This is a genomic window from Bacillus sp. JST-5, assembly GCF_057747715.1.
The window spans coordinates 48,418-66,942 of sequence record NZ_JBYLHW010000006.1; the positions used below are offsets into that span (position 1 = coordinate 48,418).

Annotated in this window: 14 protein-coding genes; 10 read left to right on the plus strand and 4 right to left on the minus strand. The window is 34.2% G+C overall.

Annotated features, from left to right (window positions below):
* Window positions 1-4: 4 nt before the first annotated feature.
* From AC3ASS_RS02945 to AC3ASS_RS02955, 3 genes are all read left to right on the plus strand, one after another.
* Window positions 5-874 carry a tagatose bisphosphate family class II aldolase gene (locus tag AC3ASS_RS02945; protein WP_488282018.1) on the plus strand — a complete coding sequence of 290 codons (870 nt, stop codon included), beginning with the start codon at window positions 5-7 and terminating at the stop codon, window positions 872-874.
* 12 nt (window positions 875-886) lie between these two features.
* Entirely contained in the window at window positions 887-1,813 is a 927-nt protein-coding gene (pfkB, locus tag AC3ASS_RS02950; RefSeq protein WP_488282019.1) for a 1-phosphofructokinase, read from the plus strand.
* 137 nt (window positions 1,814-1,950) lie between these two features.
* A complete protein-coding gene (locus AC3ASS_RS02955; protein WP_488282020.1) occupies window positions 1,951-2,934 on the plus strand; it encodes a Gfo/Idh/MocA family protein in 984 nt (327 codons plus the stop codon).
* 50 nt (window positions 2,935-2,984) lie between these two features.
* Here the strand turns inward: AC3ASS_RS02955 and galU (AC3ASS_RS02960) are convergent, their stop codons facing one another.
* Window positions 2,985-3,857, minus strand: coding sequence for a UTP--glucose-1-phosphate uridylyltransferase GalU (gene galU / locus AC3ASS_RS02960; protein ID WP_488282021.1), 873 nt, complete (start codon window positions 3,855-3,857; stop codon window positions 2,985-2,987).
* Window positions 3,858-4,097: 240 nt separating this feature from the next.
* On the opposite strand from galU (AC3ASS_RS02960), the gene AC3ASS_RS02965 reads away from it, so the two are divergent.
* The 4 genes from AC3ASS_RS02965 (at window position 4,098) to treR (ending at window position 10,748) form a co-directional block, all read left to right on the plus strand.
* Window positions 4,098-5,888: an alpha/beta fold hydrolase gene (locus tag AC3ASS_RS02965; protein ID WP_488282022.1), complete on the plus strand. Its 1,791-nt coding sequence runs from the start codon at window positions 4,098-4,100 to the stop codon at window positions 5,886-5,888.
* Between the two features lie 903 nt (window positions 5,889-6,791).
* On the plus strand, window positions 6,792-8,216 hold the full coding sequence (gene treP, locus AC3ASS_RS02970; RefSeq protein WP_488282023.1) for a PTS system trehalose-specific EIIBC component: 1,425 nt from the start codon (window positions 6,792-6,794) through the stop codon (window positions 8,214-8,216).
* A 112-nt stretch (window positions 8,217-8,328) separates the two neighbouring features.
* Window positions 8,329-9,993, plus strand: coding sequence for an alpha,alpha-phosphotrehalase (gene treC / locus AC3ASS_RS02975; protein ID WP_488282024.1), 1,665 nt, complete (start codon window positions 8,329-8,331; stop codon window positions 9,991-9,993).
* A 38-nt stretch (window positions 9,994-10,031) separates the two neighbouring features.
* On the plus strand, window positions 10,032-10,748 hold the full coding sequence (treR, locus tag AC3ASS_RS02980) for a trehalose operon repressor (protein ID WP_488282025.1): 717 nt from the start codon (window positions 10,032-10,034) through the stop codon (window positions 10,746-10,748).
* 263 nt (window positions 10,749-11,011) lie between these two features.
* Here the strand turns inward: treR and tagH are convergent, their stop codons facing one another.
* A complete protein-coding gene (gene tagH / locus AC3ASS_RS02985) occupies window positions 11,012-11,818 on the minus strand; it encodes a teichoic acids export ABC transporter ATP-binding subunit TagH (protein WP_488282026.1) in 807 nt (268 codons plus the stop codon).
* A gap of 15 nt (window positions 11,819-11,833) precedes the next feature.
* Entirely contained in the window at window positions 11,834-12,661 is an 828-nt protein-coding gene (locus AC3ASS_RS02990) for an ABC transporter permease (RefSeq protein WP_488282027.1), read from the minus strand.
* 342 nt (window positions 12,662-13,003) lie between these two features.
* Here AC3ASS_RS02990 and galU (AC3ASS_RS02995) point away from each other — a divergent pair, with 342 nt between their 5' ends.
* From galU (AC3ASS_RS02995) to AC3ASS_RS03005, 3 genes are read left to right on the plus strand one after another with little or no spacing between them, the layout of a single operon-like run.
* Window positions 13,004-13,909 (plus strand): UTP--glucose-1-phosphate uridylyltransferase GalU, encoded by a 906-nt coding sequence (galU, locus tag AC3ASS_RS02995; protein ID WP_488282028.1) that lies wholly within the window; start codon window positions 13,004-13,006, stop codon window positions 13,907-13,909.
* A gap of 20 nt (window positions 13,910-13,929) precedes the next feature.
* Window positions 13,930-16,773 (plus strand): CDP-glycerol glycerophosphotransferase family protein, encoded by a 2,844-nt coding sequence (locus AC3ASS_RS03000; RefSeq protein WP_488282029.1) that lies wholly within the window; start codon window positions 13,930-13,932, stop codon window positions 16,771-16,773.
* Window positions 16,766-17,938, plus strand: coding sequence for a glycosyltransferase family 4 protein (locus tag AC3ASS_RS03005; RefSeq protein ID WP_488282030.1), 1,173 nt, complete (start codon window positions 16,766-16,768; stop codon window positions 17,936-17,938). The genes AC3ASS_RS03000 and AC3ASS_RS03005 overlap by 8 nt, the downstream gene beginning before the upstream one ends.
* Before the next feature lie 116 nt (window positions 17,939-18,054).
* On the opposite strand, the gene AC3ASS_RS03010 is transcribed toward AC3ASS_RS03005, so the two are convergent.
* Window positions 18,055-18,525: transposase (locus AC3ASS_RS03010; RefSeq protein ID WP_488282031.1), on the minus strand; the 471-nt coding region annotated here is incomplete at its 5' end.

Sequence of the window (18,525 nt, forward strand, 5' to 3'; positions counted from 1 at the left end):
GAGAATGTTATGTAAAAATAGCAAGCTCGTGAACACGAAATCTATGTTATTGGATGCCCAAACAAAAGGGTATGCAGTACCGGCGTTTAATATCCATAATTTAGAAACGATACAAGTTGTTACAGGAACAGCCGCCGAAATGCGTTCACCAGTAATTTTAGCTGCCACTCCAGGAACTTTTCACTATGCCGGTAGAGATTACATTCAAGCAATCGCCGAAACAGCGGCATTACGCTATCATATCCCAATAGCGCTTCATTTAGATCATCATGAAACATTAGAAGATATAAAAACTTCTGTTGATTTGGGAGCAACATCAGTGATGATTGATGCCTCCCACCTTCCATTTGAGGAAAATATCCGAGTCGTCAAAGAAGTGGTTGATTATGCTCATGCAAACGGAGCTACCGTCGAAGCAGAACTTGGCAGACTTGGAGGAAATGAAGACGATCGTATCGTAGATGAAAAAGAATCGTTTTATACAGACCCGGATGCTGCCATTGAATTTGTAGAAAGAACAGGCATCGATTCGTTAGCAGTTGCGATTGGTACAGCTCATGGATTATACCCTTCCAAGCCGAAACTTGATTTTGAACGTTTAGCAGAAATTCGTCAAAAAGTTTCCGTCCCGCTTGTTTTACATGGAGCGTCAGGACTATCGGCAGCCGACATAAGAAAATGCATTTCGTTAGGATGTGCGAAAGTTAATATTGCCACCGAGCTTAAAATTGCCTTTTCCAAAGGATTGCGTCAATATTTCATCGAGCACCCTGACGTTAGTGACCTAAGAAAATATATGACACCTGCTAAAGAAGCAATGAAGGCAGTTGTCCAAGAAAAAATTCGAATGTGCCTTAGTGAAAACCGTTATTAAGGGGAACTTCGAATGATTTTGACCATTACCTTAAATCCTTCCGTCGATATGAGTTATTTTTTAAAAAAACTTGAGATTGATACAATCAATCGCGCTTCCCATGTTTTGAAAACAGCTGGCGGGAAAGGAATTAACGTAACGCGTGTGGTGCATTTAGCGGGACATCCGGTTCGTGCCACTGGATTTTTAGGTGGAACGAATGGTACGTTTATTTTACAACAGCTTCATGAATTACAAGTTTCAACCGATTTTGTCCTAATTCGCGAAAATACAAGAAATTGCATCGCTATTTTACACGAACGAAAGCAAACAGAAATTTTAGAGGGCGGTCCAGAAATATACGAAGATGAGGCGAAACAGTTTATTGAAAAGTTTGAGCGTTTGATTGAACAAACGGACGTTATTACAGCATCGGGCAGCTTACCGAATGGCCTCCCTCCTTCTTTTTATCAAAAGCTTATTTCCATTGCGAATGCTAAAAGAAAAAAATTCATACTAGACACAAGTGGTCAAGCGTTACGGGAGAGTTTGTCGGCTCGACCCTTTCTTATCAAACCAAATCTCGAAGAACTGGAACAATTCATCAATAAAAAAGTAAAAACGATCGACGAAGTTAAACAGGCAATTTTATCATTACATCAAGAGGTGCAAATTCCGATAATCGTTGTATCACTCGGAGCTGATGGTGCGGTTGCCTTTGCCAATGGACGGTTTTATAAAGGTACTCCACCGAATGTGGAAGTGAAAAATACTGTCGGGTGTGGAGATGCGATGGTTGCTGGCTTTGCCATCGCCATTGACCTTGGGCTATCAGTGGAAGAAATTTTAGCGTATGGTTGTGCCTTTGGTGCATTAAATGCAATGGATGAGCGAACCGGGTATATCGATCGGAATCTCATCAATGAATGTTTGAAAACAACAGTAGTTGAACGAATATAGTTGGATACCTTCTTTTTCGGTTTCTGATATATCATTCATAATTTCACCGATGATTGATTTGAAATAACGTGATAAAAGTATAAAGATGGAAGTCTTCTCTTCCATCTCTTTTTATCAAATGATGTGGAGGATTGAAAATGATACGATTTGGAACGATTGGTTCAAACTGGATTACAGAAAAATTTATTGATGCAGGAAAGCAACTTGAAGATTTTACATTAAGCGCGGTATATTCCCGAACACCTGAACGGGCTCTAACATTTGCTGAAAAACACGGAGCATCTCATTGGTATACGGATTTAGAAGCGTTCGCAAAATCGGATGAAATTGATGCTGTTTACATAGCTAGTCCTAATTCCTTACACGCCGAACAAGCAATCCTCATGATGAATCATGGAAAGCATGTATTATGTGAAAAACCACTAGCTTCCAACCCAAAAGAAGTCGAGGCAATGATTGAATGTGCGAGAAAAAATCAAGTGCTGCTTATGGAAGCTGTTAAAGGGCTGTTCATGCCAAATTTCAAAGCAATTATTGAACATTTGCCAAAAATCGGACACGTTAGGAAAGCATATTTTACCTATTGCCAATACTCTTCACGGTACGATGCTTTTAAACAAGGGAATATTTTAAATGCCTTTAATCCTGCCTTTTCAAACGGGGCACTGATGGATATTGGAATCTATTGTTTATATCCTCTCGTTTATTTGTTTGGGGAACCATCATCTGTGAAAGGGAATGGCCACCTATTAAGTTCCGGCGTCGATGGCCATGGGACCATTATTTTAGATTATGAACAGTTTGATGCGACGGCTACTTATTCAAAAATCACAAACTCCATCATCCCTTCAGAAATTCAAGGTGAAGACGGAACAATGATCATACATAAAATAAGTGCCCCGCAAAAAATAGAAATCCATTATCGAGACGGATCCGTTGCAGACGTTTCACAGCCACAAGTCGAAAACACGATGTATTACGAAGTGGAAGAATTTATTCGACTCATAAAAGAAGAAAAATACGAATCGGATGTAAACCGTTTTGATGTTTCATTGACAACCGCAAAAATTATGAAACAAGTTCGGGATCAAATTGGATTAGTGTTCCCAGCCGACCGTTAAAGAAAAACTGTCCTTATCAAATGATGAGGACAGTTTACTATTATCCGATATCATTGGAATGCTTCATTTTCTTTTATCCATTTCACAAGCGGTTCACGCAACTCTTTTCGCTTTAACGCATACTCAATCGTTGCTTGGATAAAACCTAGTTTGTCTCCGATATCATATCGTTTCCCTTCAAATTCATAGGCATACACTTTTTCTGACTTGGCTAGCTGTTGCAGTCCGTCCGTTAACTGTATTTCATTGCCTTGTCCTGGTTTGATCTCACCTAATATGTCCAAAATTGCAGGAGTTAAAATATATCTCGCCATGATGGCCAAATTCGAAGGTGCTTCATCAGCGTTTGGTTTTTCGACCATTCCTTTCACTTCATATAGTCCTTTTTCCAATTCACCGATTGGTTCAATGATGCCGTATTTCCCCACTTCCTCTTTTGCCACATTTTGAACACCTATCACAGAAGATTGGACTTTTTCATATACGTTCATTAGCTGTTGAAGACATGGCTGCTTCGATTGGACGACGTCATCTCCTAACATCACAGCAAAAGGTTCATTCCCAATAAACTTTCGCGCACACCAAATCGCATGCCCTAATCCTTTCGGTTCCTTCTGCCGAATATAGTGTATATCTGCCAAACGGGAAATGCGTTGAATCATTTCCAACTCTTCATATTTATCAGATAAAGCTAACAATTCCTCTAGCTCCAATGATTTATCAAAATGATCTTCAATCGCTCTTTTCCCTCGTCCTGTCACAACTAGAATTTCTTCAATTCCTGATTGCACCGCTTCTTCAATAATAAATTGAATCGCTGGCGTATCGACAATCGGTAACATTTCTTTCGGTTGCGCTTTTGTTGCTGGTAGAAATCTTGTTCCTAATCCCGCTGCAGGAATAATAGCTTTTTTAATTTTCATCGCCTCTCCCCTCCCGATCTACTATTATTAGAGTTTATGAGAAAGAGCGTGAACTTCATTCTTTTTTTCTCAAAGTTGGATAAAGCTTTCAAAATTTTTGTTTTTTAAAGGAATGTGCGCATCACATCGACACTATTATTTTATAAAAAATCAGACGCTAGATGGAGGTCATCTAAAGAAAATATTGTAAAATATATGTAAGAATAATATTAATATTATGAAAAAAGGAGTGTCGGCAATATGATACAATTTCCAAAGCCAGATGTTGAAAAATTTTTCCGTACATTATTAGTTCAAGACTTTGTCGTCAGTCCCGATGAAAAACAAGTTGTATTAAGTACCAATTTGAACGGTTATTACAACTTATGGGCGTTCGATATACAAAAACGCTTCCCATACCCATTAACGTTTAAAAATCAAAGTACACAAGCGCTTTATTATGCGAAAACTGGAGAATATATCATTGTAGGATTTGATAACGATGGAGATGAAAATACACAACTGTACGCATTGCAACCTCACGGTGGTGAATTAGTACCGCTACGTGTTCAAGAAAACGAACGTCATTTCTTTGCACATCTCTCAAAAGACGGAAAGCGACTCTATTATACTAGTACGAAAGGAAATGCTAGATTTTTAAATTCCTATGTTTATAATGTTGAAACTAAAGAAGAAACTTTGATCCTCGAAGGAAAAGAAGCTTTAACTCAATTGGCATCTGTAAGCCCTGAAGAAAAAAGCTACGTTTACGTGAAGGTTTACGGCAATACATATTCACTAGCCTATGTATCAATGAACAATGAAGAATTCTTAATAACACCAAAAACAGACAAACAGCATACAACAGGTAGCATCGAATATATATCGGAAGATGAAATCTACTTTTTAACTGATTATGATGCTGACCTTTCCTACTTAGCCAAATTTAATCTAAACACGAAAGAATTTACAAAAGTATTGGCCATCGAAAACGAATATTTTTCCAATGTGAAATATGATAAAAAAGCTAATGTTCTATATTTAGTAGGTTCTTACGGAGTGGAAGATCGTTTTTATCAATACGATGTAAAAACAGGCGAAGTGAAACCATTAACAACTCCAACAAGCGTTATTGAGAAAGTGGTTGTGATGGAAAGCGGTAATATTTATGTATTAGGAAGAAGTGCAACTAGACCGCATAACATCTACCGTTCTACAGATCAAGGACAAACATGGGAAGAACTCACCCATTACCGCATTCCTGGTGTGAGAGAAGAAGATTTAGTAGAACCTGAAGTGTTAAAATATCCTTCGTTTGATGGTTTGGAAATTGAGGCGCTCTTTTTCAAAGCGAAAGAAGAAAATGATAATGGGCATGTCATTTTATGGCCGCACGGCGGTCCGCAATCATTAGAAAGAAAATGGTTCCGAGCTCTATTCCAGTTTTTATTGAATCGCGGTTATTCCATCTTTGCACCAAACTTCCGCGGATCTTCGAACTACGGACTGTCCTTTATGAAAATGGTAGAAGGCGATTGGGGACATGGTCCTCGCTTGGATAATATTGAAGGGTTAGAGTGGATCATTAAAAATGGCTACGCAGATAGAGATAAAATTTTATTAATGGGCGGCAGCTACGGCGGATATATGGCACTTCTTTTACACGGTCGTCATGCTGAATATTTCAAAGCAGTTGTTGATATATTTGGCGTAAGTAATCTGTTCTCGTTCATTGAGTCCGTTCCTGAATTTTGGAAGCCGTATATGACTCAGTGGGTAGGAGATCCAGTAAAAGATAAAGAAAAATTAACAGAATACTCACCGATCACTCATTTGGATGGCATGGTGAAACCAATGTTAGTCATCCAAGGGGCGAACGACCCTCGCGTTGTAAAAGCAGAGAGTGACCAAATTGTAGAAGCGCTGCGCAAAAAAGGACGTGACATCGAATATGTTGTCCTTGAAGACGAAGGCCATGGTTTCTCAAAGAAAGAAAACGAAATTAAAGTCAATCGTAAAATCCTTGAGTTTTTTGATCGATTTGTGAATTAAGGGAGATTTCCGATTTGATCGTTGCAAGTTGGTTTACCGAGAGTTGTTAATGAGATCGTTAGTGTTTGTAAATTCCTGCGTTTTTTGTTAGTTGCAAGAATTTTTATTTCACTTACAAGTTTTTCTTTCGAAGTTACAAATAAATTTTTACCAGTTGCAAATTACTATTTCTGCAATTTTCACAGGTTGCAAATTCGTCTTTAAAAGCTGCAAACTTCTTTTCTGTAGTTGCAAATTTCATGTCAAACCTTGCAAATATCACAAAAATCAGAGAGGATTGGCCTTTGCCAATCCTTCCTTTTTACCTTAAATCAATCGAGTTGCAAATTTATTTATCGAGTTACAAGAAATTTCCTCGCACTTACAAGTTTTTCTTTCAAAGTCACAAATAAATTTTTACAAGTTGCAAATTCCTATTCCTGCAATTTTCACAGGTTGCAAATTCGTCTTTAAAAGCTGCAAACTTCTTTTCTGTAGTTGCAAATTTCATGTCAAACCTTGCAAATATCACAAAAATCAGTGAGGATTGGCCCTTGCCAATCCTTCCTTTTTACCTTAAATCGTTCGAGTTGCAAATTTATTTATTGAGTTGCAAGAAATTTCCTCGCACTTACAAGTTTTTCTTCCGAAGTTACAAATAAATTTTTATCGAGTTGCAACTAACTCCCACAATTTTTTCCAAAATTTATATAACTTATAAATCTTTATGATTATACATACTAAGAATATCCATTTTTTGTTCTAAAAGATTTGTGATTGACATACATGTATATACAAGATAAAATGAAAGCGTAGTCATAACTTGTATATACAAGATGACATGCTCGCTCATTCATGAAAGCGCACTCATTGGTATTTTTTACAAAAAATGGATGTTTCCAATTCGAAAAGGGGGAATAAAAGGTGAGTAAGTACACAGATCCGGCAAAAGAATTGCTGCAACATGTCGGCGGGAAAGAAAACATTGCCGCGGTTACGCATTGTGTTACGAGAATGCGATTTGTTTTGAAAGACCCGGCAAAAGCAGATGTAAAAGCAATTGAAAGCATTAAACTTGTGAAAGGAACGTTCACTCAATCCGGTCAATTCCAAGTCATTATCGGTAATGAAGTTCCTGAATTCTATCAAGAATTTGTAAAAATTGCAGGGGTTGGAGAAGCAACAAAAGATGAAGTAAAAGAAGTTGCTAAACAAAACATGAACTGGTTGCAACGAATCGTTTCATATTTAGCGGATATTTTTACACCGCTTATTCCAGCTCTTGTTGTTGGAGGTTTAATCCTCGGTTTCAGAAACGTTATCGGCGATATTAAAATGCTAGAAGATGGAACAAAAACCATCGTCGAAGTTTCACAATTTTGGGATGGCGTTCACTCTTTCTTATGGTTAATTGGTGAAGCTGTCTTCCACTTCTTGCCTGTTGGGATTACTTGGTCCATCGCAAGAAGAATGGGTGCATCTCCAATTCTCGGGATCGTCTTAGGGATTACCCTTGTTTCTCCACAGCTACTTAACGCTTATGGAGTTGCAACAGCTGAAGAAATTCCATTTTGGGATTTTGGATTTGCACAAATTGAAATGATTGGTTACCAAGCACAAGTTATTCCAGCTATTTTAGCAGGTCTATTACTAGGATTTTTAGAAACTAGACTACGTCGAGTTGTACCAAGTTCCATTTCTATGATTGTTGTTCCATTCTTTGCACTTATTCCTACTGTTTTAGTTGCTCATACAATTTTAGGACCAATCGGTTGGGAAATTGGATCTTGGATTTCTGATATCGTATATAACAGCTTAACTTCTGCATTTGGTTGGTTATTTGCGGCTATATTTGGATTTGCGTATGCACCGCTTGTTATTACTGGTTTACACCATATGACAAACGCGATCGATTTACAGTTAATGAGTGAATTTAACGGAACTAACTTATGGCCAATGATTGCACTATCTAATATCGCTCAAGGTTCTGCCGTACTTGCAATGATTTATCTTCATAGAAAAAATGAAGAAGAAAAACAAGTATCAATACCAGCTGCTATTTCTGCTTATCTTGGCGTTACAGAACCAGCGATGTATGGTATTAACTTAAAATATGGCTTCCCATTCTTAGCAGCCATTATCGGATCAGCAACTGCTGCGATCGTATCTGTTGGTAGTGGCGTAATGGCTAACTCTATCGGAGTTGGAGGACTTCCTGGATTCTTATCCATCCAAGCTCAACATTGGGGAATGTTCTTCGTATCTATGGGTATCGCCATCGTCGTTCCAGTGTTATTAACAATTATCTTCTCCAAAACTGGCATGAACAAAGTTCCTTTTAAAAAATAAGGTAAAATTGTTTTGAACATCTTATTTATATAAGCACTCCGATTCAGGAGGGAGTCTATTTCTCCCTCCTTTTCTACTTACACAACACAACAACAATAAGAAGGTGTATAAAATGGCAACAGCATGGTGGAAAAAATCCGTTGTGTATCAAATTTATCCAAAAAGTTTTAATGATACGACCGGAAATGGTACCGGTGATCTTCAAGGAATTATTGAAAAACTCGATTATTTAAAAGAACTTGGGATTGATGTCATCTGGCTAACCCCCATTTATGAATCCCCTCAACGAGATAATGGGTACGACATCAGTGACTACTATTCCATTTATCGGGAATACGGGACGATGGAAGATTTTGACCGGTTACTAGATGAAGCCCATAAACGCGATATTAAAATCATTATGGATATTGTAGTCAATCATACGTCTACATACCATAAATGGTTCCAACAAGCTCGTTCTTCAAAAGATAATCCCTATCGTAATTTTTACATTTGGAAGGACGGTAAAAACGGACAACCTCCAACAAATTGGGAATCGAAATTCGGTGGATCGGCTTGGGAATACGATGAAACAACCGGGCAATATTATTTGCACTTGTTTGACGTCACGCAAGCAGATTTAAATTGGGAAAATGAAAACGTTCGTAAAGCCGTCTATGAAATGATGCATTTTTGGCTCAAAAAAGGAGTCGATGGATTCCGTCTTGATGTCATAAACTTAATTTCGAAAGATCAACGTTTTCCTGAAGATGATACGGACGGACGAAAATTTTACACCGATGGTCCGAGAATACACGAATTTTTACACGAAATGAACCAAGAAGTGTTTTCAAAATACGACATTATGACGGTTGGAGAAATGTCTTCTACGTCAATCGACAACTGTATTAAGTATACCAATCCGGATCGAAAAGAATTGAATATGACGTTTAGTTTCCATCATTTAAAAGTCGACTATCCGGATGGACAAAAATGGACAAAAGCTGACTTCGACTTTATCGCATTAAAAAACATTTTATCCGAATGGCAAGTGGAGATGAATAAAGGCGGCGGCTGGAACGCGATCTTCTGGTGTAACCACGACCAACCGCGTATCGTTTCTAGATTTGGCGATGATACCGTTTATCATAAAGAATCTGCCAAAATGCTGGCTACTACATTGCATATGATGCAAGGAACCCCTTATATTTACCAAGGGGAAGAATTCGGTATGACCAATCCGAACTTTGATGATATTAATGACTATCGCGACGTTGAGTCATTAAACGCCTATAAAATTTTAAAAAGCCAAGGGAAATCAGAACAAGAAATTTTAGAGATTTTAAAACAAAAATCAAGAGATAACGGCCGTACTCCTGTACAATGGAATGATCGTGAAAATGCAGGTTTCACAACCGGAACACCATGGATTCCTGTCGCTCGAAACTATAAAGAAATTAATGCCGAACAAGCGTTAAAAGATCCAGATTCAATTTTTTATCATTACAAAAAATTAATTCAATTACGAAAAGAGTATGACATAATTACAGAAGGCGATTATCGCTTAATTGCCGGTGATCATCCGTCCGTTTTTGCCTATGTTCGAACTTACAAAGATGAACAATTATTAGTCATTAACAACTTCTATGGAAATGAAGTTACCTTTGACATTCCTAATGATGTTGAGATTGAAGGAAAGAACGCCAATATGTTAATCTCTAATTATAAAGACTCTGCTTCTCTTTCAAGAAACATCCGATTACGACCATATGAGTCTATCGTTTATCTTTTAAAGTAAGGAAACGAGCGTCACAATGAATGGATAGGAGATTCATAATGGCAAACAAATATTTATCCATTTACAACGAAATCGTCAATGATATTAAAAACGGCAAAATTAAAGCGAATTCCCTTTTGCCGAGTGAAAATGAATTAAAAGAACAATTTCAAACGTCGCGAGAAACGATTCGCAAAGCATTAACGTTGCTTGCCCAAAACGGATACATTCATAAAATCCGTGGCAAAGGTTCCCTCGTCATTGATATTAATAAGTTTGATTTTCCAGTATCAGGACTTGTGAGTTTTAAAGAACTATCGAAAAAAATGGAAAGCAAACCGAAAACGACTGTTCATGAGCTGGAATTGTTAAAACCGGATGCAACAATTCGGAGACAACTGCAGTTAACGAATAAAGACCAAGTGTGGAAAATCGTACGCACGAGAGAAATGAACGGGGAAAAAGTGATTTTAGATAAAGATTATTTATGGAAGAAATATGTCCCCCATTTAACAAAAGACATTTGCGAAGACTCGATTTATGAATATTTAGAGGGAAAATTGAATTTGAAAATCAGTTTTGCAAAAAAAGAAATCGTCGTGGAAGAACCAACGGACGAGGACCGTGCGTTGTTAGATTTAGAAGGATTTCATAACATGGTCGTCATTCGAAGCCATGTCTATTTAGACGATGCGAACCTGTTTCAATATACGGAATCTAGACATCGTCCAGACAAATTCCGCTTTGTCGATTTCGCAAGAAGAATGAGGACTTAAAAAAGAAAACCACCCGTGAATGAATGGAATCTATTTATAGAAACCGTTCATCATGGGTGGTTATTTTTGTGTGGAAAACTGCTAGAAGGAATCAGAATGAAACAGTTGAATAACAACAAAAAAATCCTTGAGGATATGGAAAAATCTGAGGGTCGTAGCACCTCTTTTTAGATTATCGTGCTACTCCCCTCCCTATCCGATGTACTGAATCGTTCTTTTACGAAAATAAGGAGAATTTGAGATGCTCAAATTCTCCAGACCAGTTAAGAATGAACTTGAAGTAATTCTAATTGTTTTTTTACAGCTTCCGCTCGATACTTCTCACGATCGCGATTGGACATTTTTTGCCACTGCTTTATAAATTCTTCGTATTTCGGGATGACTTCTCCTACCGGTCCAAATTCACGTACCATTCCAAATTCTAGCCATAATATTTTATCACAAAACTGTTTCATTTGACCGATGGAGTGACTGACAAAGATCATTGTCTTCCCCATTTTTTTAAATTCTTTCATTTTATTTAAACTTTTTTGTGCAAATGCTTTATCTCCAACAGATAAAGCTTCATCCACGATAATGATGTCAGGGTTAACCGTAACAGAAATGGCGAATCCTAGTCGTGATTTCATTCCACTTGAATATGATTTTACGGGCTGATCAATGAATTTTCCTAGCTCTGAAAATTCAATGATTTCCGGTTCCATTTTCTTGATCTCTTCTTTACTAAATCCAAGCATTAAACATTTTAATTCAATATTATCTCGACCGGTCAAATCATTTTTTAATCCAGCGGAGACAGCAATTAATGCTGTTTCACCGTTCACTTCGACCGTACCGGATGTTTGTGGGACGATTCCAGCAATAATATTGGAAAGTGTGGATTTCCCGGATCCGTTAATACCTAGAAAACCAATGACATCTCCTTTTTCCGCTTCAAAACTGACATTCGCAAGTGCATAAAAGTCTTCCCCGTAGCTTTTAGGAGAGATCAAATCAAGAATCCGTTCTTTTGTTCCTTTATACAATTTATATTTCTTTGTAATATTTTTCGCAATAATCGCTTTTTCCATAAACATCACAAGCCTTTATAAGTAGTCAATAAAATGTCTTCTAAATTTCACATGCATCGCTGATCCTAATAGGAACAAGACAATAACAAGTCCCCAAAAATATAGTGTATACTCCCAATGAGTAATAAAATACCACTCTGTACCAAAAAATGCCGCCCTATAGCCCTCGATTAAGTAGTAGAGGGGGTTAAGTTTCATTACAATAACAAGGGTCGGATAATCATCTAAGATAACAGAAATCGGCCAAAGGACAGGAGACATATAAAGTAACATCCTCAAAACTGCATTCAATAACATATGAACATCTCTAACAATTGTTGAAAGTGTAGATGTTATTAAAGATATTGAAAATATTAAACAAAATAATGCGAATATAAAATAAACGAGTTGTAAGTAATACACATTAATATAAAAACCCATTAATTGGAGTAAAATAATAGAAATCACAATCATAATTAAATGTACATAAAACTGAGAAAAAGCAATAAAGTTAGGTATAACACTCATAGGGAAATTCATTTTAGAAAGCATCCCTAATCTGGTATAAATGGATTTGGACCCCTGAATGGTTGCCTGATAAAAGAAATTCCAAAGAATATATCCACCGATTAACCAAGCAATAAATGGTGCGTCCAAACCAGGAGTAACTTCTATATCTGCTCTAGCCATAATATTACCAAATACAAACCAATAAATAAGAATTTGTATTACTGGATTTATTACTTCCCATGCCATACCTAGGTAATTATTTTTATTATTACTTTTCATTTCATATAACGAAAGTCTTTGTATAAGATAGAAATTATCTATTTGTTCTTTCAGGACTAATAATGCTGATTTCATAGGAATATCCTTTCAACTCAAACTTCTATATTGAACGCTAATAAATTATACTAATAAAAGTGTAAAAAAACAATAAAGGTAAGTGAATAATATAGATTTCATAAGAGATGTAATATTTTAGATAAAAATAAAAGATCTTTTAAACATTCTGTAAAAAAATTGATAATATAGGTAATTTTTTATATCTATTGTTATAATTAATAACAATTGTAATTAATTTGGTATAATGTAGACCTGGCTTTATTTGAGTTTACTATTTATAATTATAATTTACAAATGATCAATATCCTAAATTAATTTATTCACTTCTAAATATTAACTTTAAATTGGAGGTTTTTAAATATGAAAAAAATAACAAAAGCAATCATTCCTGCAGCGGGATTAGGTACTAGGTTTTTACCTGCTACAAAGGCAATGCCAAAAGAAATGTTACCAATTGTAGATAAACCTACGATTCAGTATATAATTGAAGAAGCTGTTGCATCAGGAATTGAAGATATTATAATTGTAACTGGTAAAGGTAAGAGAGCAATTGAAGATCATTTTGACAACGCACCTGAATTAGAAAAAAATCTTTCTGAGAAAGGAAAGTTTGATTTATTAGAAAAAGTACGCTACTCCTCTAATCTTGCCAATATACATTATATTAGGCAAAGAGAACCAAAAGGTTTAGGTCATGCTGTTTGGTGTGCACGAAATTTCATAGGTGATGAACCTTTTGCTGTTTTATTAGGAGATGATATTGTTGTAAATGATCCACCATGTCTCAAACAATTAATTGATATATATAATAGAACATTTTCTTCTGTAATTGGAGTTCAAGCCGTACCTGAACATGAAACACATCGATATGGTATTATTGATCCATTAACCGAAGACGGTCGATTATTTCAAGTGAAAAGTTTTGTTGAAAAACCAAAAATAGGATCCGCACCATCAAATTATGCAATAATGGGTAGATATATACTGACACCAGAAATCTTTCGTTTTTTAGAAAATCAAGAAGTAGGATCAGGTGGAGAAATACAATTAACAGATGCCATTCATAAACTAAATGAAATTCAAAGAGTTTTTGCTTACAATTTTATTGGAAAACGATATGATGTTGGTGAAAAGTTGGGTTTTGTGAAAACAACAATTGAGTTCGCTATACAACACGAAGAAATTAAAGACGAAGTACTAGAATATTTGAAAGGACTTTTTAAAGACGAAATATTAAATAAGGCAGATTCCTTGGTCGATATTTAATTAATAAAAGGAGTAATAAAATGATAAGGAAATTTTTAAAATGGGAACCTGTGATATACAAAAGAGGTAATATCAAAGAGATATCTTCCCACAATGATTACATTGAATTTATCTTTAATGAATATTTTACAAATGAATTAATACAAGAAAATAACATCAATGATATATATATTATCTCCTTAAAAGATGACGGTAGTTTAGTTTTTTCCTCAGAAAAAGCTAAATTAAATAATAGTAATGAGCTATGTATTAAAATACCTTATAATAAATTTGATCAAATCACACATAATGATGAAATCTTGTCATTATGTGTGAAAACTTCTAACAATAAATTTAACTTAAAGGTTGATGATAATTTTTCATTACCTGTAATTTATAATCCAAGTTCTGATAATTATTTTGAATTAATACGAACAGCTTCTAATTTTCTTAAAATGAAAAAAGTTAACAGTTCTTCATCAGTATCCATAAATAATATAGATTTTCAAGAAAATAGATTACATCTAAATTTAACAATGTTTTTTCCTAGAATTTACAAAGAAGTATTAAATAATCAAGATGAATATTATATTCAATCAGAACTGATTTCAAAAAAAAATTCCATTATCAATAAGATTTTTATTAATGAACTTCAATTAAATCCAAATTATACGACATCTTGCTCGTTGGATATTGAATTACCAGAGATTGAAGTTCCGAATATCTTGATATTTTCTTTAAAGAGAATAAATTGTGATGAGTCCCATCAGTTAACCATTATTCCTAATAAGAGTGCTCTTATTAATAACCGAGAACATTTAGTAAACAACAAGGTTATATCTTATAGTACTCAGTTAAAAAATGACTATGAATTTCTCATAAAAAGTTATAAAAAAACTTTCGAACCTAGAGTCTTCTCAATAGAAAAAGTCTCTAAAGATTCTTTCAACCTAATTATTAAATTAGAAGGTGAACTCAGAAAGGGAAACTTAGATCATATTAAAAACCTAAAAGTTCTATTTAAAGAAAGAGATACTAAAGCTGTATTATCTTTTGATGCCAGCTATAATCCAAATAAACAAACAGTAGAAACAATAATTGACACGAATTCGGTATTAATGAACAAATCCTTTTCACCAGGAATTTGGGATGGATATTTAATTATTGAAGATACTGGTCACCTAATTACCAATCCGAGAGTTCATGGAATTAAAGAATATAGCTCGTATAATTATCCTCAAATTATAATAACTAATGGATTTGATCATTTTTCCTTAAAGCTATACTATAATTATGCAGGTAATTTATCTTTGTTTATAAGGGATTACATGATATTTAAGAATTTAAATTCAATAATATTTAAAGAAAACAAATTATTTATTAAGGGACACATTAATATTATGAAACCCAATACCGATGTATTTTCTGAATACAAAGGTAATATTAAAATTCCTATCCCTTATTCCCAATCTCTATTAATTAATGCAAGTATTTACCTTAATAAAACTAATAAGAATGATATTGAATTTTCGTTTTTAATTATTTCGGATAATATTAGTCGAGAAATGATGGACAAAATAAAAACTTCTAAATCCTTTAATAATTGGATTGCTAACTTTTCAAATTCAAACCTAAATTTTCAATTTCCTATTATTATAGACAAAGAAATTGAATTTCAAACAAAAGAACAAACTAAGATAGGAAAGATAATTGAAAAATTTTTAGAAAAAGGAAACATCTTGAAAGTATACTTTTATAAGTTGATATCGAAAATATTCCCTATTAAAAAAAATACTTTTATATTCCAAAGTTTTTATGGAAACCATTATTCTGATAATCCTAGAGCGATCTTTGAGAAACTCTATGAAATAGAAGGTAACAAAAACACTTATATATGGATTTTAAAAGATAAACAATTATTTACCGGAAAAGATAGTATTATCGTTAAACCAAAATCATGGAAATATTATTATTATATGGCGAGATCTCAATTTTTTATAAATAACGCGAACTTTCCGGACTTTTTCAATAAGCGTAAAGGTCAGTTTTTCTTACAAACATGGCATGGAACTCCATTAAAAAAATTAGGATTAGATGTGTCAGAAAACGCAAAAGCATTTTCTGCTAATACGGACAAAAATTTATTAAATAGAGTAAAAAAATGGGATTTCTTAATTTCCCCAAATCCATATACTAGTGAAATAATGAAAAGAGCTTACCAATTAGATATACCAATTAAAGTAACTGGTTATCCAAGAAATGACCAACTAGTAAATCCGGATAGGGAAAAAATTAAAAATATAAGAAAATATTTCAATATCCCAGATAATAAAAAAATAATCCTCTATGCCCCAACATGGAGAGAAGATGACGATAAGAGAGAAAACTATAGATTAAAATTTAATATACAAAAATTTTATAAAGAATTAAGTGAGGAATACGTAATATTACTTAGACTGCATTATTTTGATGCAAAGAGGTTACAATTAAAAAATTATTCGGATTTTATATATAACGCAACATATTATAATGATATAGGTGATTTATATAATTTATGTGATATTCTTGTAACGGATTATTCATCTGTAATGTTTGATTTTGCTATTACAGATAAACCAATATTATTCTATACTTACGATTACACAAAGTATAAAAATAAATTGCGTGGCTTTTATCTTGATTTTAAATCTTTGGCACCTGGTCCACTACTTAATAATAGTGATGAATTACTCAGTGCAATAAAAAATATAGATTCAATAACAAAAAGATATTATGATAAATACTCTAAATTTAAATCAACATTTAATTCCTACGAGGATGGGAATGCATCTCAAAGATCAATTGAAATTTTATTTCGTTTCAGAGAAGGTGGAAAGGTTGAATAAAAAAATCTATATACTCCTTTTTGATATATACGGAGTAGGTGGTACAGTAAGAACCACCGTTAATACTGCAAATTTTTTAGCTAGAAATGGATATGATGTAGAAATAGTTAGCCTTTTCAGATATCAAAAAAACATTTTCTTTCCTTTAGATCCTAGAATAAAAATATCAGTTATTCACAGCAAATTAAGAGGCGCTATTAAAGGAAGAAGTTTACTCATTCGATTGATTGACAGAAAAAGAAGTCTATTAATTCATAAAGATGATGAAGCTTTCCACCTATATTCTCCAATAACTGATATTAAGTTGCTTAAATGGATTCGAAGTGTTCGTGATAGTATTATCATTACTACTAGACCAAGTTTTAATATTTTCGCTGCGAAATATGCCCATAAAAGCAATATTTTAATTGGACAAGAGCATTTGAATTTTAATATTTATCCAGATAGTTTAAAAAAGGATATTCAAAAAAATTATCCTAAACTCAATTATTTATTAACACTTACTGATAAAGATACAAACCAATACAAAAAATTGTTTGAAGGTACTAGCTTAAAGGTTAAGAAAGTAACAAATTCCATTCCTCCTCTAAAAGATGTTAGAGCAAGCCTAGATGAAAAAGTTATAATAAGTGCAGGTCGTTTAGTTCCGCAAAAAGGATATGATTTGCTTATTAAAGCATTTTCTCTTATTAAAGATAAGTATCCTGATTGGATTGTAAAAATCTATGGAAAAGGAAGAGATCATTCAAAATTACAAGACTTAATACATGAAACCCATACCTATAATAATATTTTTATTCTCCCTCCTAGACAAAATATTGAAGAAGAATTTGCAAAATCATCTATTTATGCGTTGAGTTCAAGATATGAAGGATTTGGAATGGTCATTGTAGAAGCTATGGCAGTGGGTTTACCAGTCATAAGTTTTGATTGCCCAGAAGGTCCTGGAGAAATAATAACCAATAATGTAGATGGCTTTTTAGTAGAAGAAGAAAATATTGAAGAATTCGCAAATAAATTAGAACAGTTAATTATAAATAGAGAATTAAGACTTAAAATGGGAAAAAATGCACTAAAAAATGTTCAACGATATTCAATGGAGAATATAGGTAAGCTCTGGATAGAACTTCTTGATGAAATTAACCAGAAAAATTGTTCGAAATAAGATAAAAGAGAGATAATTTCTCTCTTTCAGACTGTCGACAAACCCCAACTCAAATGCTTCATTTGAGTTGGGGTTTGTCTTTTTTTGCTCATCATTTTCTAAGATTCTTGTCTTATTTAGGTTGGACATGGTCTTTTCCATGTCCAGTTTGCCATTTTCTTTAAGTTCATGGCAGCGAAAGTAAGCATCGCCTGCATGGACAATTTTTCCAGTCCTCGTAGGGTTGTCCATCGCATGCCATGCTTCTCTTTTCCATCGGCAAAGACCCGTTCAATCGTTTCTTTGCGCTTTTCATATATATTTCTATTGATATCTGTATGTCTTAAGTGGTCGACTTCTTCCACATAATGCTCCCAAATGTGGCGATGAATAAATTTAGTGTGATCTTTACTTTGGGTACACTTTTCTAAAAATGGGCACGTTTTACATATTTCCGGTTTCGAAGCGTACTGTCGATATCCTTCTCTTGTTGTTGTTCGGTATTCAAGAGTTTGGTTGTTTGGGCAGATGTAACAATCATAATGCTCATCGTATACATATTCATACTTTTTAAAGAAACCCTCCTTTGTTCTAGGCCTTGTATATGG